The 22,787-nt window shown below is 66.7% G+C and carries 27 protein-coding genes and 1 tRNA gene; 21 read left to right on the forward strand and 7 right to left on the reverse strand.

Annotated elements, in window-relative coordinates; translation table 11 throughout:
- Positions 1-39 precede the first annotated feature (39 nt).
- The 4 genes from AC1RNC_RS04845 (at position 40) to cydX (ending at position 3,788) form a co-directional block, all read left to right on the forward strand.
- Complete coding sequence (locus AC1RNC_RS04845; RefSeq protein WP_492839412.1) at positions 40-813, forward strand: sulfite exporter TauE/SafE family protein; 774 nt, start codon at positions 40-42, stop codon at positions 811-813.
- A 113-nt stretch (positions 814-926) separates the two neighbouring features.
- Positions 927-2,492 carry a cytochrome ubiquinol oxidase subunit I gene (locus tag AC1RNC_RS04850; RefSeq protein WP_492884157.1) on the forward strand — a complete coding sequence of 522 codons (1,566 nt, stop codon included), beginning with the start codon at positions 927-929 and terminating at the stop codon, positions 2,490-2,492.
- Positions 2,493-2,504: 12 nt separating this feature from the next.
- Positions 2,505-3,653: a cytochrome d ubiquinol oxidase subunit II gene (cydB, locus tag AC1RNC_RS04855; RefSeq protein ID WP_492884159.1), complete on the forward strand. Its 1,149-nt coding sequence runs from the start codon at positions 2,505-2,507 to the stop codon at positions 3,651-3,653.
- Between the two features lie 15 nt (positions 3,654-3,668).
- Positions 3,669-3,788 (forward strand): cytochrome bd-I oxidase subunit CydX, encoded by a 120-nt coding sequence (cydX, locus tag AC1RNC_RS04860; RefSeq protein WP_492884161.1) that lies wholly within the window; start codon positions 3,669-3,671, stop codon positions 3,786-3,788.
- A 28-nt stretch (positions 3,789-3,816) separates the two neighbouring features.
- Here the strand turns inward: cydX and AC1RNC_RS04865 are convergent, their stop codons facing one another.
- Together AC1RNC_RS04865 and AC1RNC_RS04870 are read right to left on the reverse strand one after the other, a co-directional pair.
- Positions 3,817-4,254 carry a hypothetical protein gene (locus AC1RNC_RS04865; RefSeq protein WP_492884163.1) on the reverse strand — a complete coding sequence of 146 codons (438 nt, stop codon included), beginning with the start codon at positions 4,252-4,254 and terminating at the stop codon, positions 3,817-3,819.
- Positions 4,255-4,450: 196 nt separating this feature from the next.
- Positions 4,451-5,359 (reverse strand): LysR family transcriptional regulator, encoded by a 909-nt coding sequence (locus AC1RNC_RS04870; RefSeq protein ID WP_492884165.1) that lies wholly within the window; start codon positions 5,357-5,359, stop codon positions 4,451-4,453.
- 75 nt (positions 5,360-5,434) lie between these two features.
- Here AC1RNC_RS04870 and AC1RNC_RS04875 point away from each other — a divergent pair, with 75 nt between their 5' ends.
- The 7 genes from AC1RNC_RS04875 (at position 5,435) to dusA (ending at position 11,120) form a co-directional block, all read left to right on the forward strand.
- Positions 5,435-6,463, forward strand: a complete 1,029-nt coding sequence (locus AC1RNC_RS04875) for a YeiH family protein (protein WP_492884167.1) — start codon at positions 5,435-5,437, stop codon at positions 6,461-6,463.
- Positions 6,464-6,655: 192 nt separating this feature from the next.
- Complete coding sequence (locus tag AC1RNC_RS04880) at positions 6,656-6,784, forward strand: hypothetical protein (protein ID WP_492884169.1); 129 nt, start codon at positions 6,656-6,658, stop codon at positions 6,782-6,784.
- Between the two features lie 169 nt (positions 6,785-6,953).
- On the forward strand, positions 6,954-7,298 hold the full coding sequence (locus AC1RNC_RS04885; RefSeq protein WP_492884171.1) for a hypothetical protein: 345 nt from the start codon (positions 6,954-6,956) through the stop codon (positions 7,296-7,298).
- A 51-nt stretch (positions 7,299-7,349) separates the two neighbouring features.
- Positions 7,350-8,069, forward strand: coding sequence for a hypothetical protein (locus AC1RNC_RS04890; protein ID WP_492884173.1), 720 nt, complete (start codon positions 7,350-7,352; stop codon positions 8,067-8,069).
- A gap of 131 nt (positions 8,070-8,200) precedes the next feature.
- Entirely contained in the window at positions 8,201-9,331 is a 1,131-nt protein-coding gene (locus AC1RNC_RS04895; protein ID WP_492884175.1) for an extracellular catalytic domain type 1 short-chain-length polyhydroxyalkanoate depolymerase, read from the forward strand.
- Between the two features lie 162 nt (positions 9,332-9,493).
- On the forward strand, positions 9,494-9,733 hold the full coding sequence (locus tag AC1RNC_RS04900; protein ID WP_492884177.1) for a hypothetical protein: 240 nt from the start codon (positions 9,494-9,496) through the stop codon (positions 9,731-9,733).
- Positions 9,734-10,070: 337 nt separating this feature from the next.
- Positions 10,071-11,120, forward strand: a complete 1,050-nt coding sequence (gene dusA / locus AC1RNC_RS04905; protein ID WP_492884178.1) for a tRNA dihydrouridine(20/20a) synthase DusA — start codon at positions 10,071-10,073, stop codon at positions 11,118-11,120.
- Positions 11,121-11,135: 15 nt separating this feature from the next.
- Here dusA and AC1RNC_RS04910 read toward each other — a convergent pair whose 3' ends face one another.
- Positions 11,136-11,645: a TIGR02281 family clan AA aspartic protease gene (locus AC1RNC_RS04910; RefSeq protein WP_099579014.1), complete on the reverse strand. Its 510-nt coding sequence runs from the start codon at positions 11,643-11,645 to the stop codon at positions 11,136-11,138.
- A 287-nt stretch (positions 11,646-11,932) separates the two neighbouring features.
- Between AC1RNC_RS04910 and AC1RNC_RS04915 the strand changes: the two genes are divergently transcribed.
- Positions 11,933-12,265, forward strand: a complete 333-nt coding sequence (locus AC1RNC_RS04915; protein WP_492884181.1) for a hypothetical protein — start codon at positions 11,933-11,935, stop codon at positions 12,263-12,265.
- 9 nt (positions 12,266-12,274) lie between these two features.
- Here AC1RNC_RS04915 and AC1RNC_RS04920 read toward each other — a convergent pair whose 3' ends face one another.
- Entirely contained in the window at positions 12,275-12,499 is a 225-nt protein-coding gene (locus tag AC1RNC_RS04920; RefSeq protein ID WP_492884396.1) for a DUF1289 domain-containing protein, read from the reverse strand.
- Positions 12,500-12,604: 105 nt separating this feature from the next.
- Here AC1RNC_RS04920 and AC1RNC_RS04925 point away from each other — a divergent pair, with 105 nt between their 5' ends.
- From AC1RNC_RS04925 to AC1RNC_RS04940, 4 genes are all read left to right on the forward strand, one after another.
- A complete protein-coding gene (locus AC1RNC_RS04925) occupies positions 12,605-13,486 on the forward strand; it encodes a nicotinate-nucleotide--dimethylbenzimidazole phosphoribosyltransferase (RefSeq protein ID WP_492884183.1) in 882 nt (293 codons plus the stop codon).
- A 150-nt stretch (positions 13,487-13,636) separates the two neighbouring features.
- Positions 13,637-14,851, forward strand: coding sequence for an acyl-CoA dehydrogenase family protein (locus AC1RNC_RS04930; RefSeq protein WP_492884185.1), 1,215 nt, complete (start codon positions 13,637-13,639; stop codon positions 14,849-14,851).
- A gap of 109 nt (positions 14,852-14,960) precedes the next feature.
- On the forward strand, positions 14,961-16,100 hold the full coding sequence (locus AC1RNC_RS04935) for an acyl-CoA dehydrogenase family protein (protein ID WP_492884187.1): 1,140 nt from the start codon (positions 14,961-14,963) through the stop codon (positions 16,098-16,100).
- Positions 16,101-16,465: 365 nt separating this feature from the next.
- Positions 16,466-16,603: a hypothetical protein gene (locus tag AC1RNC_RS04940; RefSeq protein WP_492840159.1), complete on the forward strand. Its 138-nt coding sequence runs from the start codon at positions 16,466-16,468 to the stop codon at positions 16,601-16,603.
- 143 nt (positions 16,604-16,746) lie between these two features.
- On the opposite strand, the gene AC1RNC_RS04945 is transcribed toward AC1RNC_RS04940, so the two are convergent.
- Entirely contained in the window at positions 16,747-17,061 is a 315-nt protein-coding gene (locus tag AC1RNC_RS04945) for a CC_3452 family protein (protein ID WP_492840132.1), read from the reverse strand.
- Positions 17,062-17,162: 101 nt separating this feature from the next.
- A complete protein-coding gene (locus tag AC1RNC_RS04950) occupies positions 17,163-17,771 on the reverse strand; it encodes an LOG family protein (RefSeq protein ID WP_492840130.1) in 609 nt (202 codons plus the stop codon).
- A 60-nt stretch (positions 17,772-17,831) separates the two neighbouring features.
- On the opposite strand from AC1RNC_RS04950, the gene AC1RNC_RS04955 reads away from it, so the two are divergent.
- From AC1RNC_RS04955 to AC1RNC_RS04965, 3 genes are all read left to right on the forward strand, one after another.
- Positions 17,832-18,641: a hypothetical protein gene (locus tag AC1RNC_RS04955; protein WP_492884190.1), complete on the forward strand. Its 810-nt coding sequence runs from the start codon at positions 17,832-17,834 to the stop codon at positions 18,639-18,641.
- Entirely contained in the window at positions 18,572-20,500 is a 1,929-nt protein-coding gene (locus tag AC1RNC_RS04960) for an ABCB family ABC transporter ATP-binding protein/permease (RefSeq protein ID WP_492884398.1), read from the forward strand. The genes AC1RNC_RS04955 and AC1RNC_RS04960 overlap by 70 nt, the downstream gene beginning before the upstream one ends.
- A gap of 62 nt (positions 20,501-20,562) precedes the next feature.
- The gene (locus AC1RNC_RS04965) at positions 20,563-21,000 is read left to right on the forward strand and encodes a VOC family protein (RefSeq protein ID WP_492884192.1); all 438 of its coding nucleotides are present in this window, start codon (positions 20,563-20,565) and stop codon (positions 20,998-21,000) included.
- Positions 21,001-21,003: 3 nt separating this feature from the next.
- Here the strand turns inward: AC1RNC_RS04965 and AC1RNC_RS04970 are convergent, their stop codons facing one another.
- Entirely contained in the window at positions 21,004-21,384 is a 381-nt protein-coding gene (locus tag AC1RNC_RS04970; protein WP_492884194.1) for a hypothetical protein, read from the reverse strand.
- A 172-nt stretch (positions 21,385-21,556) separates the two neighbouring features.
- On the opposite strand from AC1RNC_RS04970, the gene AC1RNC_RS04975 reads away from it, so the two are divergent.
- Both AC1RNC_RS04975 and AC1RNC_RS04980 read left to right on the forward strand, forming a co-directional pair.
- Positions 21,557-22,261, forward strand: coding sequence for a glutathione S-transferase N-terminal domain-containing protein (locus AC1RNC_RS04975; RefSeq protein WP_492884196.1), 705 nt, complete (start codon positions 21,557-21,559; stop codon positions 22,259-22,261).
- A gap of 229 nt (positions 22,262-22,490) precedes the next feature.
- Positions 22,491-22,565 (forward strand) — tRNA-Asn (locus AC1RNC_RS04980).
- Positions 22,566-22,787: the final 222 nt, after the last annotated feature.

Genomic DNA, 22,787 nt, shown 5'->3' on the forward strand with positions numbered 1-22,787 from the left:
CGAATATATGAATATACAAGTCCCGTCGGATTGGCGCACATGTCCCTGTTCATGATCGTATCGGCATTGCTGAGCGGCGCGCTCGTCGGCGCGCTGCTGGGCCTTTTCGGCGGCGGCGGCTCGGTGCTGGCGACGCCGCTTCTGCTCTATGTCGTCGGCATCCATGATCCGCACGTGGCGATCGGCACCTCGGCCGCGGCTGTCGCGGTCAACGCCGGGATGAACCTGGTGGGTCATGGCCGGGGAGGGCGGGTCAAGTGGCCCTGCGCGAGCGTGTTCGCCGGCGCGGGCCTGATCGGCTCGTTCCTGGGCTCGACCCTGGCCAAGGCGATCGACGGCCAGCGGCTGTTGCTGGGGTTCGCCGTGGCGATGGCGGCGATCGCGCTGTCGATGATGCGTCGCCCCAAGTCTCAGGGTGATCCTCTGGTCCACATAACCCCCGGGCTGATGCTGAAGCTGGCGCCGCTGGGTCTGCTGACGGGGCTGGCCGCCGGATTCTTCGGGATCGGCGGCGGGTTCCTGATCGTGCCGGGGCTGATGGCGGCGACCGGCATGACCTTGGCCAACGCCACGGCCTCGTCCCTCCTGTCGGTGTCGCTGTTCGGTGCGGCGACTTCGCTGAACTACGCCGCCTCGGGCCTGATCAACTGGCCTGTCGCGGGCCTTTTCGTCTTGGGCGGCCTGGCGGGCGGCGCCGGGGGCGTGCGCGGCGCGGCCCTGCTGGCGACTCACGCCCTGACGGCGCGCAGACTCTTCGCCTGCTTGGTGCTGGCGGTCGCGGCCTATGTCGCCTGGAAAGCCTTGCGCGGCTGAAGCCCGGAAAGGGCGGCGGCCACTGTAAACATGCGTAATTGCGCAAATAATAACATAAGCGTACCTGCCCGCCTCAGAGGGTCATGGACCCCCGGACCAGAGGATTGTGAGTCATGGATATGGGTGTCGTCGAGCTGTCTCGACTGCAGTTCGCCCTGACGGCGATGTACCATTTTCTCTTCGTGCCGCTGACCCTGGGGCTGTCATTCCTCCTGGTCATCATGGAGAGCATCTATGTGATGACCAACCGCCCGATCTGGCGGACCATCACCCGGTTCTGGGCGACCATTTTCGGCGTCAACTTCGTGCTCGGGGTCGCAACCGGCCTGACCATGGAGTTCGAGTTCGGGACCAACTGGGCCTACTACTCCCACTATGTCGGCGACATCTTCGGCGCGCCGCTGGCGATCGAGGGCCTGATGGCCTTCTTCCTGGAGGCCACCTTCATCGGCCTGATGTTCTTTGGCTGGGAGAAGCTCTCAAAGCGGGGCCACCTGCTGGTCACCTTCATGGTGGCCCTGGGCTCCAACCTCTCGGCGCTGTGGATCCTGGTCGCCAACGGCTGGATGCAAAACCCCGTCGGCGCCGCGTTCAATCCCGACACCATGCGCATGGAAGTCACCAGCTTTCGCGAGGTGCTGTTCAATCCCGTCGCCCAGGCCAAGTTCGTCCACACCGTCAGCGCGGGCTATGTCACCGCGTCGGTCTTCGTGCTGGGCGTGTCGGCGATCCTGCTGCTGCGGGGCAAGTGGCCGGCGGTCGCCCGCCGCTCGTTCGCCGTGGCGTCGGCCTTTGGCCTGGCCTCGGCCCTGTCGGTCGTCGTGCTGGGCGACGAGAGCGGCTATGCCCTGACCGACAACCAGAAAATGAAGCTCGCGGCCCTCGAGGCCATGTGGGAGACCGAGCCCGCACCCGCCGGCCTGACGGCGTTTGGCATTCCCAGCCTGGCCGAGCGCAGGACCCACGCCGAGGTCAAGATCCCCTATGTTCTGGGGCTGATCGCGACCCGCAGTCTCGACAAGCCCGTCGCGGGGATTTTCGAGCTGGTCGCCGTCGCCGAAACCCGCGTCGAGAGCGGGGTCCAGGCCTATGACGCGCTTGAGCGCCTGAAGGTCTCGCCCGAGGACAAGGCCGCGCGCGGCCAATTCGAATTGCACCGCCGCGATCTTGGCCATGGGCTGCTGCTCAAGCGCTATGTCGCGGACCCGCGCAAGGCGGATGCTGCGACCATCCGCAAGGCCGCTTGGGACACCGTGCCTAATGTGCCGGTGATGTTCTGGGCGTTCCGGGCCATGGCCGGCATCGGTTTCCTGCAGGTGGCGGTGTTCGCGGCCGCCTTCGTCCTGACGGCGCTGCGCCGCTGCGAGACCCGGTGGATCCTCTGGACCGCGGTGCTGATCATGCCTTTGCCGTGGATCGCCGCTGAAGCTGGCTGGATGCTGGCCGAGCTGGGGCGCCAGCCCTGGGCGGTCGAAGGGGTGCTGCCCACCTTCCTGGGCGCCTCCAGCCTGACGGTCGCCCAGCTGTGGACCACCATCGTCGGCTTCACCCTGCTCTATGGCGCGCTCGCCATCGTCGAGGTCGGGCTGATCATCCGCACGATCAAGCGTGGGCCTTACGCCCACCATGAGGAGCCCGACGCCGTGACCGACGACCTTCGCCTCGCCGTGGCCGAATAAGGAGCTCGACCGATGGATCTGCCTCTCGACTACGCCACCTTGCGGATCATCTGGTGGGCCCTGATGGGCGTGCTGCTGATCGGCTTTACACTGACGGATGGCTTTGACTTGGGCGTCGCGGCCCTGCTGCCCTTCGTCGCCCGCGATGATCGCGAGCGCCGAATGGTCATCAACACCATCGGCGCGACCTGGGAAGGCAACCAAGTCTGGTTCATTCTGGGCGGGGGCGCGATCTTCGCGGCCTGGCCGTTCGTCTACGCGGTCAGCTTCTCGGGCTTCTATCTGGCGATGTTCGCCGTCCTGGCCGCGCTGATCCTGCGGCCCGTCGGCTTCAAATACCGCTCCAAGCGGCCCGACCGGCGCTGGCGCTCGGCCTGGGATTGGGCGCTGTTCATTGGCGGCTTCGTCCCGGCCCTGGTCTTTGGCGTCGCGGTCGGAAACGTCCTGCAGGGCGTGCCCTTCCGGTTCGACAGCGATTTGCGCGTCGCCTACGAGGGCTCGTTCCTGGGACTGTTCACGCCCTTCACCCTGGTCTGCGGCCTGTTGTCCGTGGCCATGGTGGTGACCCATGGCGCGGCCTGGCTGACCATCAAGGCCGAGTATGGGGCGGTGCGGGACCGCGCTCGCCTCATCGGCTCGATCGCGGCCCTGGCGAGCCTGGCCCTCTTCGCGGTGGGTTACCTGTTCGTGGCCTTCGCCGGCCTGGGCTTCCGTCTAGATGGCGCGGTCAATATGGCGGGCCCGTCCAACCCCCTGCGCGCCGTCGCCGTGGCCGCGCCGGGCGCCTGGCTGGCAGGCTATCAGGCCCATCGCTGGATGGTGCTGGCTCCTGTGCTGGGCTTCGTCGGCGCGGCCATGGCCTTCTTCGGCATTCGCCGGGGCCGGGAATGGCCGGCTTTCGCCGGCTCGTCGCTTTCGGCCCTGGGGATCATCTCGACCGTCGGCCTGTCGATGTTCCCGTTCATCCTGCCCAGCAGCCTTGATCCGCGCTCCAGCCTGACGGTTTGGAACGCCTCGTCCAGCCACCTGACGCTGTTCGTCATGCTGCTGATGACGGTGGTCTTCCTGCCGCTGATCCTGGCCTATACGGCCTTCGTCTACAAAGTCCTATGGGGACGCTCGTCGGTGGCGGCCCTGTCCAGCAACCCCGACCTTTACTGAAGAGGAGCCTGATCCATGTGGTATTTCACCTGGGTGCTGGGCCTTGGCCTGGCCGTCGCCTTCGGCGTCCTCAACGGCGTGTGGTTTGAGTTCCACATGGTCGACGGCGGCGACGAAGGGCAGGACGAGGCCTGATCGCCAAGGGCCGCTTACGGCGGCGATCTCAAAGTCGCGAGATCGCCCGTCCGCGAGAGCTCGGTTTGGCGACAGGGGCGCGCTTGCGACGCGCGCCATCGACAGAGACCGGACCGCCGCCGCGCACATAGATGAAATAGAGCGCGCCCAGAATCGCGAACCCCTCAAGCCGCGGGGCGAGGGGATCGGAGGCAAAGATCGTCGCTACGGCGCCGGGCAGGATGGTCACGCTCCAGACAACCGCCAGCAGCAGCGCGGACAGTCGCGTCCATAGTCCCGCCGCGAGACTCCCGCCCAGGACCATGAGGCTCGCGCCGGTCAATTGCGTGACGGGCTCGCCGGACTGGGTCAATCGCCCGACGCCCGCGCCGATGACCGCCAGCCCGACCAAACCCCGGAAAATGGTATCGGCCGACAGCGCCATCCAGCGCGGCCGGGGCAGGGCGTCGTTGAGCGCGGTCAGCATGGCGATCTCTCCTGGGCGATGGGCCCAGGATGGGACGGCGTCGCGCGGCGATCAGGACTTAGCCTTGTCGCGATAGACGTCGCAAAGGGTTTCCAGCACGCGCACCGCGAGATGGACCGAAGCCTCGCGGTCGATACGACCGCAGAGGATCAGCGGGCGTGCGCTCAGGCGAGTTTAAGCGTCATTGGAAGTCGACCTAGACCTTGCCGGACCCATCCGGAGACGCTGGCTGGGACTCCAACGCGGCGATGAATGCGGCCACCGCCCGACTGGTCGAGCGCGCCCGGTGGGTCAGCATCTTGAAACGTCGGGCGGGCAGGGGCCAGGGCAACCGCGCGATCGCGCCTGTCCGCAGCCGGCTCGCGGCGGCCAGCTCGGAGACGGCCGTAACCAGGTGGGTTTGCTCGATCGCTTCCAACGCCGCCTCGTTGGACGGCAATTCCAGGCAGATTCGGAGGTGATCTGGCCTGACGCCGGATTGGGCCAAGCCGGCGGTCAAGTGGTCTCGGGTCCCCGACCCCTGGTCGCGCATGACCCACATCGCGGCCTCGAGATCCTGTCGGGTCGGTAGCCGCCCGACCAACGGATGGTCCGGGGATACAAAGAGCCCGATCTGATCGCCGCCGATCTCCGTGCCGCGGAGCAGATCCTCTTCGATGTCGCCTTCGACAAAGGCCAGATCGGCCTTGCCCTGCAAGACCATGGCGGCGGCCTGGGCGGAGTTGCCGACCGTCAGGCTCAGATGAATGTTGGGCGCTTGGGTCACGAACCTGGCCATCCGGGGCGGCAACCAGAAACTCGCCACCGTTTGGCTCGCGGCGATCCGCACCTCGCCGCGCGCCAAGCCCGACAAGTCGTCGAGCAATTGACGCGCGCGATCAGCCTGGCCGAGCACCGCGACGGCTTGCGGCAGGAACAGCCTGCCCGCCTCGGTGAGTTCCAGGCGTCGGCCGACCCGGTCGAAAAGGCGTGAGGCGTAACGCTCCTCAAGGGTCGCGATGGCCGCGCTGACCGCCGGCTGCGACAGGTGCAGTCGCTCGGCCGCGCGGGTCATGCTGAGCAGCTCGCCGGCGGCGACGAAGATCCGAAGCTGATCCAGGGTCATTGCATAAGCATTGCTTATGCTATTTCAAAAATCAATCGATTGGAGTTCTGACAGCCGAGCAGCGAGGTTCGGGCCATGCTCATCTCGCGCCAAGCCAAGTCCCTTGTTCCCGGTCTCCTGCTCACTGGCCTCGTCGCCGCTGGCGCGCTCGCGTTGGAAAGGTTCGAAGTCGGCTTGTCTGGCCGAGCCTGGCTGGAGGCTCTGGTGCTGGCGATCTTGGTCGGGGCGGGGGTGCGCACGTTCTGGGGAACCTCGCGGCGCACCGCTCCGGGGATCCGCTTCGCCGCCAAGACCCTGCTGGAGCTGGCCGTCGTCCTGATGGGAGCCGCGGTTAGTTTCAAGACTCTATCCTCGGTGGGCGCGCCTCTGGTGTTCGCCATTGTCGCGACCGTGGCGCTGGCGATCGCGACCAGCTTCCTCATCGGGCGTGCGATGGGACTTCCGGCCAAGATGGCCACACTTGTCGCGTGCGGAAACGCGATCTGCGGCAATTCGGCGATCGCGGCCGTCGCGCCGGTCATCGAGGCCAGGGATGAAGAGGTCGCCACCGCCATCGCCTTCACCGCCGTTCTTGGCGTGGTCGTGGTCATCGCCTTGCCGGTGCTGGCCCATGTCTTGGGTCTTTCTCCGGCGGCGGGCGGGGCCTTGGCCGGGCTGACGGTCTATGCGGTTCCCCAGGTCCTGGCCGCCGCCACGCCCATGGGGCAGGTCGCGGTGCAGTTGGGAACCCTGGTCAAGCTCGTCCGGGTCCTGATGTTGGGTCCGGTCGTCACGGTCCTGTCGGTCGTGACGGCCCGCAAAAGCCAGGGAGCCGACTTGGCGAGGCCCAGGATGGGCCTTGCACACCTACTACCGCCGTTCATCCTCGGCTTTCTGGGCTTGGCCGGACTCAACTCCGCCGGGCTGCTGCCCGCAGGCCTGACGGCTCGCGCCCACGAGGCCAGCCTTGGGCTGACGATCATGGCGATGGCGGCGCTGGGCCTAGGCGTGGATTTGCGCGATCTTCGCGCCGCGGGCCCGCGCGTGGTGTTCGTCGTCACGGCCTCGCTGCTGGTCTTGACGCTGATGGCCGTCGCGATGGTCAAGATCCTGAGTTTCAGCTGATCGAGAGGGCGTTGGCCGTATATGGAACGCACGAGCTGTGGCTCCTGCCGAAATGGCATTCGCGGTCGGGAAGGTCTGGTTCTTCTCGGGCCTTGGTAAGATCCGCTTTTGATGGAGTCAAAGCCCGCTGGCGCCTGAGTAGCTGATCACAATTCAAATAATGACATTAATATTATCTTGGAATACATAGTAATGCTAAAGCTACTTATTGCGATGGAAATTACTAATTGGGGTGACAAGCTGGGAACGATTGCAGCTATAAAATACTGGCTGGCCGTCAAGGTCGTCCTCAAACCTGAGTGGGAAAAGCAAGCGGCCTGATCGTCGCGCTGCAACGCGGCCGCTCGCCGATGATGATGTCGAAACTTCGATTGATAGTGCTCTGAAGAATATGGGCTTTCCCTGCCCTGGAATATTGCATTCCTCGTAATATTTCCGGAACTTTGAGCGCCTCGAAGTCTTCCCTAAGAACCTAAGGGAGCTTCTCGACATGATTAAAATTATGATGGGCGTCGCGGCCGCCGCGATGCTGTTGGCCGCTTGCGGCCAGAAGACAGCCGACAACCAGAAGGTCGATGGACCGGCCATGTCGGCCGCCGCCGCGCCGGGCAATGTCGCGGTCGACACCAAGCCGACCACCGGGGAGAGCGGTCCGACGCCGGGCGCCAGCTCCTACACCGAGGATCAGGCCCGCGCCGCCATCGAGAAGGCCGGCTACTCGGAACTAGGCCCCTTGAACCAGAACGCCAACGGCCTCTGGCAGGGCGAGGCCACCAAGGACGGCAAGAAGGTCAGCGTCTCGATCGACTACAAGGGCGCGATCACCGCGCTCTAGGTCTCGGCACGTCCTTCTCCTCGAAATCACATCACGCCCAGGACAATCATCATGAGCAAGACGATCACCCGGCTGTTCGACAGCCACACCCAGGCCCTCGACGCGATCTCGGATCTGGAAACGCGTGGCATCGACCACGACAAGATCAGCCTCGTCTCCAACAACACGGAGAACTGGCATGACGGCCACAAACATGCCGGCTCCGAACGTGACGGCGAAAGCGACGTCGCCGAGGGCGCCGGCAAGGGGGCCGCCACGGGGGGGCTATTCGGGGGCGGCGCCGGTCTGCTGGCGGGACTTGGCATGCTGGCCATTCCGGGTCTCGGCCCCGTCGTGGCGGCGGGCTGGCTGGCGGCGACGGCCGTGGGCGCGGCGGTTGGCGCCGTCGCTGGCGCGGCTACCGGCGGCCTGCTCGGCGCGCTGAAGGACGCAGGCCACACCGACGAGGAAGCCAACGTCTATGCCGAGGGGGTCCGTCGCGGCGGCGCCTTGGTCAGCGTCAAGGCGCATGCCGACGAAATCGCCACGGTCGAGGAGGTCCTGAACGCGCGTCGCGGCGTGGACGCCGCGGTGCGCGGGGACGCCTATCGCCAGAGCGGCTGGACGGCTTTCGATCCGGCGGCCACGCCCTATAGCACGGACGACATCGGCCGGGAGCGAGCGCTCTACGGCGAGCAGCGTTCCTTCGCGGCCGCCGATGATGTCGCTGTCGACGACGAGGTCCGCCGCACCGACCGTCCCGTGGTCGACCCAGCCCGCCGCGACTATTGATCGAAGCGCGCGGCGACCCGGATCATCGGGTCGCCGCGCGAAAGATGTGATCAGCCGTGATGTCACCTATTGCTGCGTCGCAGCATTATATTGCGACGCAGCATTTTCGCTGCGCCGATTAGGATGACGTCATGCCGGGCCTAGGTGATACGACCGCGATGCTGGCGCGGCTGCGTAAGGCGTCGCTGTTTAGCGCAGGAGACGGCGGCGACGCCCTCGAGCGCACCGAACACTTCGGCGCCAATCCCGGCCAGTTGACCATGCTGAGCCACCGGCCAGAGCGTCTTGCGCCGGGCGCACCGTTGGTCGTCGTCCTGCATGGCTGCTCCCAGACCGCCGAGGCCTATGCGGTCAATGCCGGGTGGACGGCCCTGGCCGAGCGCTTCGGGTTCATGGTCCTGGCGCCGCAGCAGTCATCGTCCAATAATCCCAACCGTTGCTTCAACTGGTTCTCGCCGGGCGACGTTCGGCGCGGTGAAGGGGAGGCCGCCTCGATCGCGGCGATGGTCAGTCACGCGGTGCGGGCCAACGACCTGGACGCCGACCGCGTCTTTGTTACGGGCCTTTCGGCGGGTGGCGCTATGGCCGCCGCGATGCTGGCGGTCTATCCCGAAGTCTTCGCTGGCGGCGCGGTGATCGCGGGCATCCCTTACGGTGTGGCGGGAAACGTGCAGCAAGCCTTGGGCGTGATGAGCCGGGCCGATGGCCGACCGCAAGCGGCCATGGGCGCGTTGGCGCCTCCGCGCACGGATGGCGAGGCGTTCCCGCGCCTCTCGATCTGGCATGGCGACTCTGACGGGGTCGTGCGGCCTGGCAACGCCGACGATCTGGCCCAGCAATGGAGCGCGCTGCACGGCCTTTCGTCCGCGCCGCATCGCGTCGAAGCCTTGCCGTTCGGCACGCGCTCGATCTGGCGCTCGGCCAACGGCGAGACGGTGCTGGAACTGAACATCGTGCGCGGCCTTGGACACGGAACGCCGCTATCGACCAAGGCGGCGGACGATGTCGGCAAGGTCGCGCCCTACATGCTTGAAGCAGGCGTATCATCCTCGCTGGAGATCGTCCGGTTCTGGAAAATCGATGCGACGGGCGCCGATGCGGCGCATGTTCCCCGGTCTACGGCTTTGGATCAGAGAACGGTTGCGGGTCGCGTCGAGCACCCTGACCTGGGGCAAAGCGTCATGCAGGCCCTGGTTAAGGTTCCCACCGGCGTCCAGGACGTCATCGCCAAAGCGCTACGGACGGCGGGCCTGCTGAAGTAGAGGCGGGCAATTTGCGATCTGTCGTGGCCGGTTCGCTTTCGGAGCTTCCGCAAGGGCTGCGTCGACGCGTACTCAAGCCGCGCAGGATGCGGAACAGGGCCCCAGGCGCACAGCACGCCGCTGAGCACGGAACCTTGACCGCAGGCGCGCGCTATTGCGCCCATGACCGATCTCAACAGCGCCAGCCTCGCCGACATCACAGCGGCGGGCTTCGACCCCATGCTCGCACGCGAGGTGGGGTTCTGGCGGCCGTATCGGTCCTGGGAACAGGTACTGCTGGTCTGCGGCATGGATGAGCAGGCGCTGGACCGCTTTCGGGACCAAGGCTTCGAGATCGCCCCGCCCGACGATGCGGCCCTGGCGCCGCCCAAGCCGTTCAAGCTCTCTGTAGGAGCGGGCTGAGGCTCGGGCGCCTCGGACGAAAGCGATCTTGCGCGCGTCGTGCGTCGTGGCGGCAGCCAGGCGCAGCCTCACTCGGCTTCCGACCTTGACGGTGCGGCCGGGCGCGCCGCTTCGCGTCGTCCTCGCACGCGATCTTGTGCTGTGGCCCATGGACGCGCGTCCTCGCGGTACGCGAAAGTCTCGCCTATATAGCGACCCTTCCGGCGCACCTGGGTTCTCCAGAAGTCCGACGGGAGTCTCGTGAATGTGGCCAATCTCGTGTGCTCTGTGTGTGCGCTCAGGGAGGAACTACGGAAACAAACGGCGAAAGCGTGTGCAATTTTAGGAACGTTTCGGCATGACCGAACTCGTTGATCTTGCTGAAAAAATTCCGGAACTTCAACCGGTTAGATTCAGTGTGGCTCCCATGATGGACTGGACCGACCGGCACTGCCGGTCGCTGCATCGGGTCCTGTCGCGTCGGACGCTGCTCTATACCGAGATGGTGACCAGCGGGGCTGTCGTGCATGGCGATCGCGCGAAGCTGCTGGGCTATGACCCGGAGCAGCATCCGGTGGCGCTGCAGCTGGGCGGATCGGATCCGGCCGAGCTGGCCCAGGCGGCGCGGATCGCCGAGGACTACGGCTATGACGAGATCAATCTGAATGTCGGTTGTCCGTCCGACCGCGTGCAAAGCGGCCGGTTCGGGGCCTGCCTGATGCGCGAGCCGGATCTCGTGGCCGAGTGCATGGCCGCCATCAAGAACGCGGTGAAAGTCCCGGCGACGGTCAAGTGCCGAATCGGGGTCGACGACCAGGATCCGGAAGAGGCGCTGTTCACCCTGGTCGACCGCAGCGCGGCGGCGGGTGTCGAAGGCTTTGTGGTGCATGCCCGCAAGGCCTGGCTGAAAGGTCTGTCGCCGAAGGAGAACCGGGACATCCCGCCGCTGGACTATGAGCTGGTCTATCGCCTGAAGCGCGAGCGGCCGAACCTGACCATCGCCATCAATGGCGGCGTGCCCTCCATCGACGCGGCGCTCGAGCATCTGGCCAATGGCGTCGACGGCGTGATGCTGGGCCGCGCGGCCTATCATGAGGCCGGCCTGCTGGGCGAGGTCGACCGGCGGGTGTTCGGCATGGATGTCGCCGATGTCGACAGCTTCGAGGCGGTCGAGCGCTACAAGCCGTATCTGGCCCGTGAACTGGCGGCGGGAACGCATCTGGCGGCGATGAGCCGGCACATGCTGGGCCTGTTCCATGGCCTGCCGGGCGCGCGGGCGTGGCGGCGCATCCTGACGGTCGAGGGCGTCAAGGCCGGCGCGGGTCTGGATGTGGTGGATCGGGCGCTGGACGCCGTGCGCGCGGCCCAGGCGGCGCGCGAGGAGCGGGCGGAAGTTCCGGCCGTCTAAAGCCGGGTCTGGTTCCTATGGGTGCAGGATCAGCGAGGTGGGGGTCGCTTCGAACCGCGACAGGCGGCCCAGATAGCTCATGCCCAGCAGCGAGTTCTCGAGACCCTTCTCGATGACGAGGGCGTCGACGTCGCGGACCTTGGCGCCGGCGATGGCGACGGTGGCCAGTTTGACCGAGGCGGCGCGCGTGCGGCCGTCGGCGGTGATGACGTTGTAGTCGTAGTTCAGCTTGCTGGTGTCGATGCCCAGGCGCTGGGCGTCGGCCATGCTGAGCGAGACGGCGGTGGCGCCGGTGTCGACCAGGAAGCGCACGGCCTTGCCGTCGACATTGCCTTGAGCCCAGAAGTGCCCGTCGCGGTCCTTGGTCAGTTGGGCCGCGCCGCCTTCGGCGCCGCCGAGCGTGGCCGCCGCGGCCGAGGGGGCGCGCAGCTCCGGATGGCGCAGATCGTCGAGCGAGACGACGGCCTTGGCCGCCCCCACCGCCGAAAGGGCCCCCACGAGTGCGATCGCCGCGAACCTCAACATAAAGACACCCTGCCGTATCGGCTTTGAGACCGCTTCTGCGGCCGATGCCTAATCATTAGCGGGCAGGCGTTTTCAAGGCGTGAATCGGCAAAGCGATTTTCGCGCCATGGTTACTAATAAGGTAACAAGTATATCCCTATGCTGAGCATTGTTCATATTACATCGATTTAATATTCTTCATTACGTCCGTGTAATGCTTTTCATGTCCTGGAATTAACTTCGGAAAGCTTTCGTCCGGCGTTATCTCTGTAGGCCACAGAACAAATGGCTATAGAGGGATTATCGCCATGAAAGCCGTCCTTATCGCGCTCGTCGCCGCGGGCTCCATCGCGGGCGTTGCTCACGCCGGCGTCACCGACAAGCAGTTCGTGGAAGCCTCGCGCTGTAGCGCTCTGGCGGCCTCGGAAAACCTGGGCAAGCTGGACACCTCGGCCGTCGACGCCTTCCTGCGCAATTCGGCCGCCGAGCAGAAGCAGTCGACCCGCATCGAGGCCGTCACCAAGATGAACAACGCCCGCAAGAAGGCCGACTCCGCCAACGGCAACGCCAAGCTGAAGCTGATCGCCGAGCGTGATCAGGTCTGCGCGCCGTTCATCGGCGCGGCCCAGGCCTCGCGCTAAGGCCTGCCGCTAAGAGCGGGCCGCGGTCGCCGCCATCAGGGCGATCATCGGATCCGGACGATCGGGGAGGGCGGCCATGATGGTCGCCCTTTCCTCGTCGGAGAGCCGCGCCCAGCCGGCGATTTCCGGCAGGGTCCGGCGGCATCCCAGGCAATAGCCGCTGGCGCCGTCGACCGCGCAGACCTTCACGCAGGGCGTGGCGATCGGGCGGGGCGGCTTGGCTGGCGCGCTCATAGGGGCGTCGGTGCTCATCCTTTTCAGCATCCCCGCTCTGGCGGCGGCGCGCAAGCGCGGCCCTCGGGGGTTGCTTTGGCCGTGGACGGGTTTAAGTCCGCGACCATGACCGCTTCTCCCTTCGCCGATATCCGCCAGCTCGCCATCTCGCCGCCCGCGCCGGGGCCGTCTCCGACGCTGGAGCAGGGCGGTCGCCTGGCCGAGATCGCTGGCTGGCTGACCGCCTGGAGCGGCAAGAGCCCGCCGGCCGTGAATCGCCCGGTCGTGGCGCTCTATGCTGGAGCGCGCCAGGGCGTTGGACCGCGCGGCTACGCCCGCGACCGCCTGGAAGCCATCGCCTCGGGCGGCGCCACCGTCTCGCGCCTGGCCGGCGCGCAGGGCGCGGGCCTGGAAGCCTTCGACCTCGCCATCGACCGTCCTTCGCCGGACTTCATCGACAAGCCCTCGATGAGCGAGAAAGAGGCCGCCGCCACCATGGCCTTCGGCATGGAGGCCCTGGCCAAGCAGCCCGACTTGCTGATCCCCGGCGTCATCGTCGCCGAGGCCGCCCGCACCGCCGCCGCCGTGTGCCTGGCCCTGTTTGGCGGCGAGGCCTCGGACTGGTCCGACGATCCCGAGCCCGTCGGGGCCGCCGTCGCGCGGGCCAAGGCCGAGGGTATGGGCGACGATCCGCTGGAGATCCTGCGCCAGCTGGGCGGCCGCGAAACCGCCGCCGTCGTCGGCGCCATCCTGGCCGCGCGTGTCCAGAAGGTGCCGGTGCTGCTGGATGGCTACGCCGCCTGCGCCGCCGCCGCCATCGTCCGCGCCGTCGAGCCGGGCGCCATCGATCACTGCCTGGCCGCCCATGTCAGCCCGGCCAAGGGGCATGCGCGCCTGCTCGAAGTCCTCGACAAGCGGCCGCTTCTGGCGCTCGATACGCTTGACGAGGAGGGGGTTGGCGGCGCCTCGGCCCTGGCTCTCGTCAAGCTGGCCTGCGAGGTCCGCTAGTCGCGTTTCGGGCGACGTAGGTGAACGCGGATAACATTCGCTTCCGTTGACGCTAACGTCATCTTTCCAAACGTTCGTTCGACATCTATCGTGGCGCCCGAAACGCAATAACGGCCTCCCGCAGAGGGGCCGATTGAACGGGAGCCCGCCATGAATCTGGACTTCTCGCCCGAGGACCTCGCCTTCCGCGACGAGGTTCGCGCCTTCATCGCCGAGAACTACCCGGCGGGCCTGCGCGAAAAGCAGGAAGAGGGCGAGGAGATGGCCAAGGAGGACTTCCTCTCCTGGCATCGCACCCTCGCCAAGAAGGGCTGGGTCGCCCCGGCCTGGCCGGAGAAGTACGGCGGTCCGGGCTGGACCTCGGTGCAGCGCTACATCTGGTCGGAAGAGACCGCTCGCGCCGACTGCGTGCCGATTCTGCCGTTCGGCATCAACATGGTCGGCCCGGTGATCTACACGTTCGGCACGCCCGAACAGAAGGAACGCTTCCTGCCGCCGACCCTGTCGGGCGACATTTGGTGGTCGCAAGGCTACTCCGAACCGGGCGCCGGTTCCGACCTTGCCAGCCTGAAGACCAAGGCCGAGCGCTTCACCGGCGATGACGGCAAGGAATACTATCTGGTCAACGGCCAGAAGACCTGGACCACCCTGGCCCAGCACGGCGACTGGATCTTCTGCCTGGTCCGCACGGACCCGACCGCCAAGATCCAGGAAGGCATCTCGTTCCTGCTGATCGACATGAAGTCGCCGGGCGTGACCGTGCGCCCGATCATCACCCTGGGCGGCGAGCACGAGGTCAACGAGGTCTGGCTCGAGAACGTCAAGGTGCCGGTCGAGAACCGCATCTACGAGGAAAACAAGGGCTGGACCTGCGCCAAGTTCCTGCTGGCCCACGAGCGTAGCGGCATCGCCGGCGTGGCCCGCTCCAAGCGCGGCATCGAGCGCATCCGCCAGATCGCCTCGGTCGAGCTGTCGGACGACGGCGACGCCCTGATCAAGGATCCGATGTTCAAGCGCAAGGTCGCCGAACTGGAGATCGACCTGACGGCGCTGGAATATACCGAGCTGCGCACCCTGGCCGGCGAAGCGGCCGGCAAGGGCCCCGGTCCGGAGTCTAGCGTGCTGAAGATCAAGGGCACCGAGATCCAGCAGAGGATCACCGAACTGGTGCTGGAGGCCGCCGGCCACTACGGCGCGCCGTATTTCCGTGGCTTCCCGAAGGACGGCGACAACGCCCATCCCATCGGCCCCGACTTCGCCCACCGCGCGGCGCCGACCTATTTCAACGTCCGCAAGACGTCGATCTACGGCGGCTCCAACGAGATCCAGCGCAACATCATCGCCAAGATGGTGCTGGGGCTCTGAGTTCAACCAAGCACCCCTCCCCCTTGCGGGGAGGGGATGGCTTCGCCGGATGCGCCCCTGGACGGCCCGCTCGATGCGCCTCGGGGCCTAAACAACAAAGGGATAAGGGATGGATTTCAACTTCACCGAAGAGCAGTCGATGGTCCGCGACACGGTCGCGAGCTTCCTGCAGGACAAGTACGACTTCGAGACCCGCCGCAAGATCGTCAGCTCCGACGCCGGCTGGCGCGCCGACTACTGGAAGGCCTTCGCCGAGGAGTTGGGCATACTGGGCGCTTCGTTCAGCGAAGAGCTGGGCGGCCTGGGCGGCGGCGCGATCGACAACATGATCATCATGGAGGAGTTCGGTAAGGCGCTGGTCATCGAGCCCTATCTCGGCTCCGTGGTGATCGGCGGCGGCTTCATGAAGCACTCGGGCTACGCGGGCGCGGCCTCGGTGATCGAGGGCGTCGTCGGCGGGACCACCACCATCGCCTTCGCCTATGCCGAGCCGCAGGGCCGCTACACTTGGCACGACCTGAAGACGACCGCCAAGAAGGACGGTTCGGGCTGGGTCCTGAACGGCCACAAGGCCGTGGTGGTTGGCGCGCCGTTCGCCTCGCACCTGATCGTCACGGCCCGCACCGGCGGCGCCCAGCGCGACGCCGGCGGCGTCGGCGTGTTCCTGATCGACAAGAGTCTGCCGGGCGTCGTCACCCGCGACTACCCGACCGTCGACGGCAACCGCGCCTCGGAAATCTATTTCGAGAACGTCTCGGTCCCGGCCGACGCCCTGATCTCCGAGGACGGCCTGGACTTGGTCAACCAGGTGATCGACGAGGCCACGGCCGCCGTCGGCGCCGAGGCCGTGGGCGTGCTGCGCAAGCTGCACGAGGGCACGCTGGACTACGCCAAGCAGCGCAAGCAGTTCGGCACGGCCATCGCCAACTTCCAGGTGCTGCAGCACCGGATGGTCGACATGTTCATCGAGGTCGAGCAGTCGGTGTCGATGATCTACATGGCCACCATCAAGGTTGACGAGAGCGCCGCCGAGCGCGCCAAGGCGGTTTCGGCCATGAAGGTCCGCATCGGCCGCGCCTGCAAGTTCGTGGGCCAGAACGCCATCCAGATCCACGGCGGCATGGGCATGACCGACGAACTGGCCATCGGCCACTATTTCAAGCGCGCGAGCCTGATCGAGGGCCTGTTCGGCTCGGTCGATCATCACCTGAAGCGCTACGAATCGCTGTCGTTCGACGCCGCGGCGTAAGCCTCGGGCGGCAACGCCCACGGACGATCGACGAACCCACGGAAATCGCCTGCGTCACGCCGACGCGGGCGATTTTTTTATGCGCCGATCTGTTCGCCCCGCCGGATACCGGAAAGCCGGATTGCGGTGCTAGCTCTTGTACGCAAAGGCTTTGTGCGCAAGGAAGTGGAAGATTATCATCCGTATAGTGACTAAATATGGCGCATCGGAAGACGCTTTGTCCGCACGCTGATATGATCCTTATACGGACAAAATGCGCTTGCGAACGCTGCTATTGGGGCCATCTTGGAGGCCGACGCGCTGACGACTAGGAGGGTGAGAACCCCTGTAAGCCGCGCGCGTCTCCTGGTCCTAACGGCTAATGTCTGGGAGACGCCGCCATGAATGTATCGAAGATGAACCACGCCATGTTTTCGTTCGCCCTGATGGGCGGCATGCTGGTGGGAGGTCGGCCGAGTTCGAACCCGCCCAAGTCGTCGTCCACGAAGTCCGGACGGAAGTAAGCGTCTAAGCGTTGGCGCGTGACGGTCGCCGAAACCGGCGCCCACTTTCGGCTGTCACGCGCGTAAAGGGTCTCACACCCCACGAAAAAGGCCTCCGCCGGTTCGCCGACGGAGGCCTTTGCTTTTCGACGCCCCCGAGAGCCTCAGCCCTTCTTGGCGGCCGTGTTGCATTCGGCGAGGCCGGCTTCGTCCAGCGACTTGCCGCGATAGCTGAACGCGGTCAGCTCGCCCACCTGGCCGGCCAGCCGACGGCAGGCGCGGGCGATCGGCAGCGACGGCACGGTCAGCGAGGAGCAGGCGTCATCCTTGCAGCGCCAGACCGAACCTTCGTGGATGAACTGTTCGGTGGTGGCTGCGGTCTTCAGCTTCAGCGAGGCGCTCTGGGTGTCGGCGGCGTGGGCCGAACCCGCGAACATCAGGGCGCAGGCCGTCAGGCCCGCGAAAACAGCGGTACGCATATCTTGGTCTCCTATCCCCGCGCCGGATGGGAGTTCCGACGCATGAGCGCGCGCCGTTCGATGAACGGCAGCTCAAGCCCATAGTGCGTTTCTTTTGAAAACTAAGTCAATGGGCGAAGCGTCGCCGGAGCGCCGGTCTGGTAGGTTTCCTGGTCCCAGGCCAGCAGGGCTGGCGTGACGTCCTCGGCCTTCTCGACCGAACGCCAGGCGTCGGCCAGGGTGGGCGGGGTCAGGCGCGCTTCGATCGTGTGTTGGATCAGCGCGAAGAACGGATCCCAGAAACCGCCGGGGTTATGGAACACGATCGGCTTCTGGTGAAGATCTAAACGACGCCAAGATAGCAATTCGACGATTTCTTCCAGCGTGCCGATGCCGCCCGGCAGCACGACGAACGCGTCCGCTCGCTCGAACATCATCATCTTGCGCTCGTGCATGTTGTCGACGATCACGGTCTCGACATCGTCGAAGGGCTGTTCGCGGCCGCGCAGGAAGTCCGGGATGACGCCCAGCACCTTGCCCCCGGCCGAATGCGCGCCGCGCGCGGAGGCGCCCATCAGGCCCACGCCGCCGCCGCCATAGATCAGCTTCAGCCCCGCCCGGGCGAAGCTCTCGCCGATCGTGAAGGCGTCGGTGATGTAGCGCGGATCGGCGTCGTTGGAGGATCCGCAGTAGACGCAGACGGACCCCAGGCGGCTAGACTCGTTGGGCATCGTCGTCCACTCCACAAAAAAGGCGCGCGGTTTCGCGCGCCCGTTCCTATTTGAGGCCGCATGATCAGGATTCGTCCCCGGGCTTTCAAGTCGTCGATCCTCGCCGTGAGCCTTTCCGCGCTGTTGCTGGCGGCCTGTGAGCCTGGCGCGCCGGTGGCGCCGAAGACCGCCGCCGACAAGCCAGACAGCGCCGAGGCCGGCTATCTGGCCCCGCCGACCCTGGAGTCCGCGCGTCGAGTCGCCAACGGCATCGCTATTTCGGGCCATGGCGCGCCGGACGCCGACCTGCGCCTGGGGGCGCCGACGGGCGAGGTGGTGATGGGCAAGATCGACGCCCTGGGGCAATGGAGCGTGACCGTGCCCAATGGAACCGGGGTTCGCCTGTTTGGCCTTTCGTCCATCCAGGACGGCCGCACCGTCCAGGCCGAGGGCTACGTGATGGTCGCCGACGGCGGTGAGGTCGCGCTGCTGCGGGCCGGAGCGGGCGCGCGCCGCCTGGCCGCCGAATCCAGTTCGCCGCGCATCCTGACCGTCGACGTCGACCGCGAGGGGGGGGCGGTGGTCTCCGGCGTCGCCGGCCCCGGCGCGGGCCTGAACGTCCGTGTCGACCGCGTCACCCGCGGCGGCGCCCGCACCGGCGACGACGGTCGCTTCGATATTTCCCTGACCGACACGCTGGCGCCGGGCGTCCACGACATCCAGGTGGCCGGGGAGGGGGGCGAGACCGCCATCGCCGTGGCCGTCTCGTCGGCCGCGCCCCTGACCTACGGACCCGTCCGCGCGGATCGCACGGCGGCCGGCTGGCGGGTCGACTGGATGACGCCGGGCGGCGGCATCCAGACCACCTACCTGATCGGCGGTTCTCGATGAGGGGCATGGGCGGGCCGCCGTCGGCCGGGCGCGCGGCCGTCGCGGGGGGGATCGCCAAGGCCGACCAGCCGGTCCGCTTCTGGCGGGCCATGGGCGACCTCGTGCAACTGGTGCTGCGCTCGGAGGCCCCGGGTCTGCGCTGGCGCGTGACCGTGGCCCTGCTGCTGACCCTGGCCGGCAAGGCGCTGGGCGTGCTGGCCCCGCTGATGCTGGGCAAGGCGGTCAATCAGCTGTCCGCCGGGCAGACCGCGGTCGTGTCCGTCACCTGGGCCTTCGCGGGCCTGGCGTGCGGCTGGGCCCTGGTGCGCTTTATCTCCGCCGCCGCGCCCCAGGCGCGCGACGCGGTGTTCACGCCGGTGGCCCAGGCCGCCCAGAACCGCGCGGCGGTCGAGACCTTCGCCCACGCCCTGTCGCTGTCGATCGACTTCCACCAGTCCAAGCGGACCGGCGCGCTGTCGCGGACGATCGATCGCGGCGCGCGATCGATGGACTTTCTGCTGCGGGGGCTGGTGTTCAACGTCGCTCCGACCGGCGTCGAGCTGATCATGGCCGCCATCGTCCTGGCCAAGGCCTATGACTGGCGGTTCGCGGCCGTGGCCCTGCTGACGGTGGCCGTCTACGGCTATGCGACCTTCGCCATTTCGGACTGGCGGATCGGCCATCGCCGGGTGCTGAACGAGGCCGACGCCGAAGCCGCCGGCCGAGCCGTCGACGCCCTGCTGAACTACGAGACCGTCAAGTCGTTCGGCGGCGAGACACGGGCCGTGGCGGGCTATGGCAAGGCGCTGGACGTCTATGGCGACGCCCAGATCAAGGCCACCAACTCGCTGAACCTGCTGAACATCGTCCAGTCCGCGGTGATGAGCCTGGGCCTCGGCGCCATGGCCGTGCTGGCCGGCGCGCAGGCGACCGCTGGCAAGATCGGCCCGGGCGACGTCACCGCCGCCATTCTGATCCTGATCAACCTCTACGCCCCGCTGAACATCCTGGGCTTCGCCTATCGCGAGATCCGCCAGTCGCTGATCGACATGGAGGCGATGCTGGAGCTGCGCCGTCAGACCGCCGACGTCGCCGACTCGCCCGACGCCCAGGACCTGCCGCCCTGCGCCGACCAGCGCGGTGGGGCGGTGGCCTGCGAGAACGTCTCCTTCCGCCACGGGGCGCGGTCCGAGGGCTTGTCCGGCGTCTCCCTGACTGTCGCGCCGGGGACCACCGTGGCCATTGTCGGACCCTCGGGCGCGGGCAAGACCACCCTGGTGCGCCTGGCGCTGCGGATGATCGATCCGCAGGAGGGCCGCGTCACCCTGGACGGCCACGACCTGCGCGACCTCAAGCAGGCCTCCCTGCGCCGCGCCGTGGCCCTGGTCCCGCAGGACGTGGCGCTGTTCAATGACACCCTGGCGTCCAATATCGCCTTCGCGCGACCCGGCGCCAGCGAGACCGAGGTGTGGGCGGCGGCCGAGGCCGCGGAACTGGGCGAGTTCATCCGCAACCTGCCCGAGGGCATGGACACCAAGGTCGGCGAGCGCGGCCTCAAGCTGTCAGGCGGCGAGCGCCAGCGCGTGGGTATCGCCCGGGCCCTGCTGGCCGAGCCGCGCGTGCTGATCCTGGACGAGGCTACCAGCGCCTTGGACAGCCGCACCGAGGCGGCGATCCAGGCGACCCTGCGCAAGGCCCGCGCGGGGCGCACCACCCTGGTCGTGGCCCACCGTCTGTCGACCATCGCCGACGCCGACGAGATCGTGGTGCTGCGCCGGGGCAAGATCGTCGAGCGCGGTCGCCACGCGGTCCTGCTGGAGGCCGGCGGCGAGTATGCCGCCCTATGGCGTCGCCAGACCCGTGAGCGAGAGCCCGTTTAGTGGATTTCTCTGGTCCCGGCCGGGGTCTATACCGACATCGGTTTCTCTGAGGGAGCTTCGCCTTGCGCTATCTGCACACCATGGTCCGCGTCCGCGATCTGGACGCCTCGCTGCGGTTCTATTGCGAGGGCCTGGGGCTCCAGGAGGCCTACCGAATGGAGAACGAGAAGGGCCGCTTCACCCTGGTCTTCCTGGCCGCGCCCGAGGACGTCGAGCTGGCCAGGGAGCGTAAGGCTCCTCTGGTCGAGCTGACCTACAACTGGGACGACGAAGAGTATGCGGGCGGTCGCAACTTCGGTCACCTGGCCTATCGCGTTGACGACATTTACGAGACCTGCCAGCGCCTGATGGACATGGGCGTGACCATCAACCGCCCGCCGCGCGACGGCCATATGGCCTTCGTGCGTTCGCCGGACGGCATTTCGATCGAGCTGCTGCAGGACGGCAATCTGCCCGCCGCCGAACCGTGGGCTTCGATGCCCAACACGGGCGCCTGGTAGGTCCTAGGGCCGGGGGCGAGCCATTTCTTCCAGTCGCCGGCGCGGCGCGTCGGCGATGCCGGCCCACAGGATGCGGGCCAGCTCCAGGCGATAGGCGGTGGCGTAGCCGGTGACGAACATCGGGGCCACGCCATCCGCCAGGGCGCGGCTGAGGTCCTTGCGGGCCAGGATGGCCTTGCGGTCGACGGGGACGTTCGTGTCGGAGACCGCGACCCGTTTGTCGAGTTCGATCGCCGCGTGGACGGCCAGATTCACCAGGGCCGGAAGCTGGCTGATGTCGCCGCGGGGTTTGGCGCGCATGCCGCCCCCCGGTGCGAGGTCGAAGTCCAGCGCGCTCGCCACGCGCTCCAATGTGGTCGGCCAGTGATCATTGGCGGTCGTCATGGTGCAGTCTTCGCCCCCCCGAGCGTGTCTCGTTCTCTCGGATAGCGATGTTCGCGGTCGGATCAAATGGCCCGAATCGTCGGTTCCTCGTTTTGGGGCGGCTCTGGAAAACCGGGGCGGGGACTCCCAAATGCAACCGACGCCGTTACGAGCGCTTTGAACGAGGTCTCCGATGCCGGATCTGTCCGCCTTTCCGATCACCAAGCGCTGGCCGGCCCGGTATCCCGACCGGATCCAGCTCTATTCGCTGCCGACGCCCAACGGGGTGAAGGTCTCGATCATGCTGGAGGAAACGGGGCTGGCCTACGAGCCGCACCTGATCGACATCGGCGCCAACGAGACCTGGGGTCCCGAGTATCTGTCGCTGAACCCGAACGGCAAGATCCCGGCGATCATCGATCCCGACGGTCCGGGCGGCAAGCCGCTGGCCCTGTTCGAGAGCGGCGCGATCCTGGTCTATCTGGCCGAGAAGACCGGCAAGTTCCTGCCCGCCGATCCGGCGGCGCGCTATGAAACCCTGCAGTGGGTGATGTTCCAGATGGCCGCGATCGGCCCGATGTTCGGCCAACTTGGCTTCTTCCACCGTTTCGCCGGCAAGGACTACGAGGACAAGCGCCCGCGCGATCGCTATGTGGCCGAGAGCAAGCGCCTGCTGGGCGTGCTGGAGGATCGCCTGGCGACCCGCGCCTGGATCATGGGCGACGACTATACCATCGCCGACATCGCCACCCTGGGCTGGGTGCGCAATCTCGTGGGCTTCTACGGGGCGGGCGAGTTGGTCGATTGGGCGTCGCTGAAGCACGTGCCGCGCTGGCTGGAGGCGGGGCTGGCCCGTCCGGCCGTGCAGCGCGGCCTGGAGATCCCCAAGCGTCCCTAAGCGCGCTCTTGGAAACGGGGGTGCGACTCCTGCGACCAAATGGCCGGGGCGTTAAGAATTAAGATCTGATTCACCATAAAGCCCGAGTTTCAGGGTGTCTTCTTTGAAGGCGCCCACCATCACTGACTTTCAACAGCCCGGCCGCAAGCCGGGCTGCTTTTTTGAAATTCGGTGCTTGCATCGGTGCAGGGAGGCGGCTATCACGCGGCCTCTTCTGAGAGCGACCTGTTCCGCGGTAGCTCAGTGGTAGAGCAGCCGGCTGTTAACCGGCTGGTCGTAGGTTCGAATCCTACCCGCGGAGCCACTCTTCCTTCTGTTCGCTCAGAAGATTCCGACAAACTGAGCTTGGCGTTTCGCGACGCCGCGTCCGCGCGCTTTGGACGTAAAACGCGCCGCAGTGATCGCTTGCATCGACTCGAAGCGACGGCTATCACCCGGCCTCTTCTGAAGAGCGACCTGTTCCGCGGTAGCTCAGTGGTAGAGCAGCCGGCTGTTAACCGGCTGGTCGTAGGTTCGAATCCTACCC

The organism is Caulobacter sp. GW822-FHT01G02, from assembly GCF_058802865.1.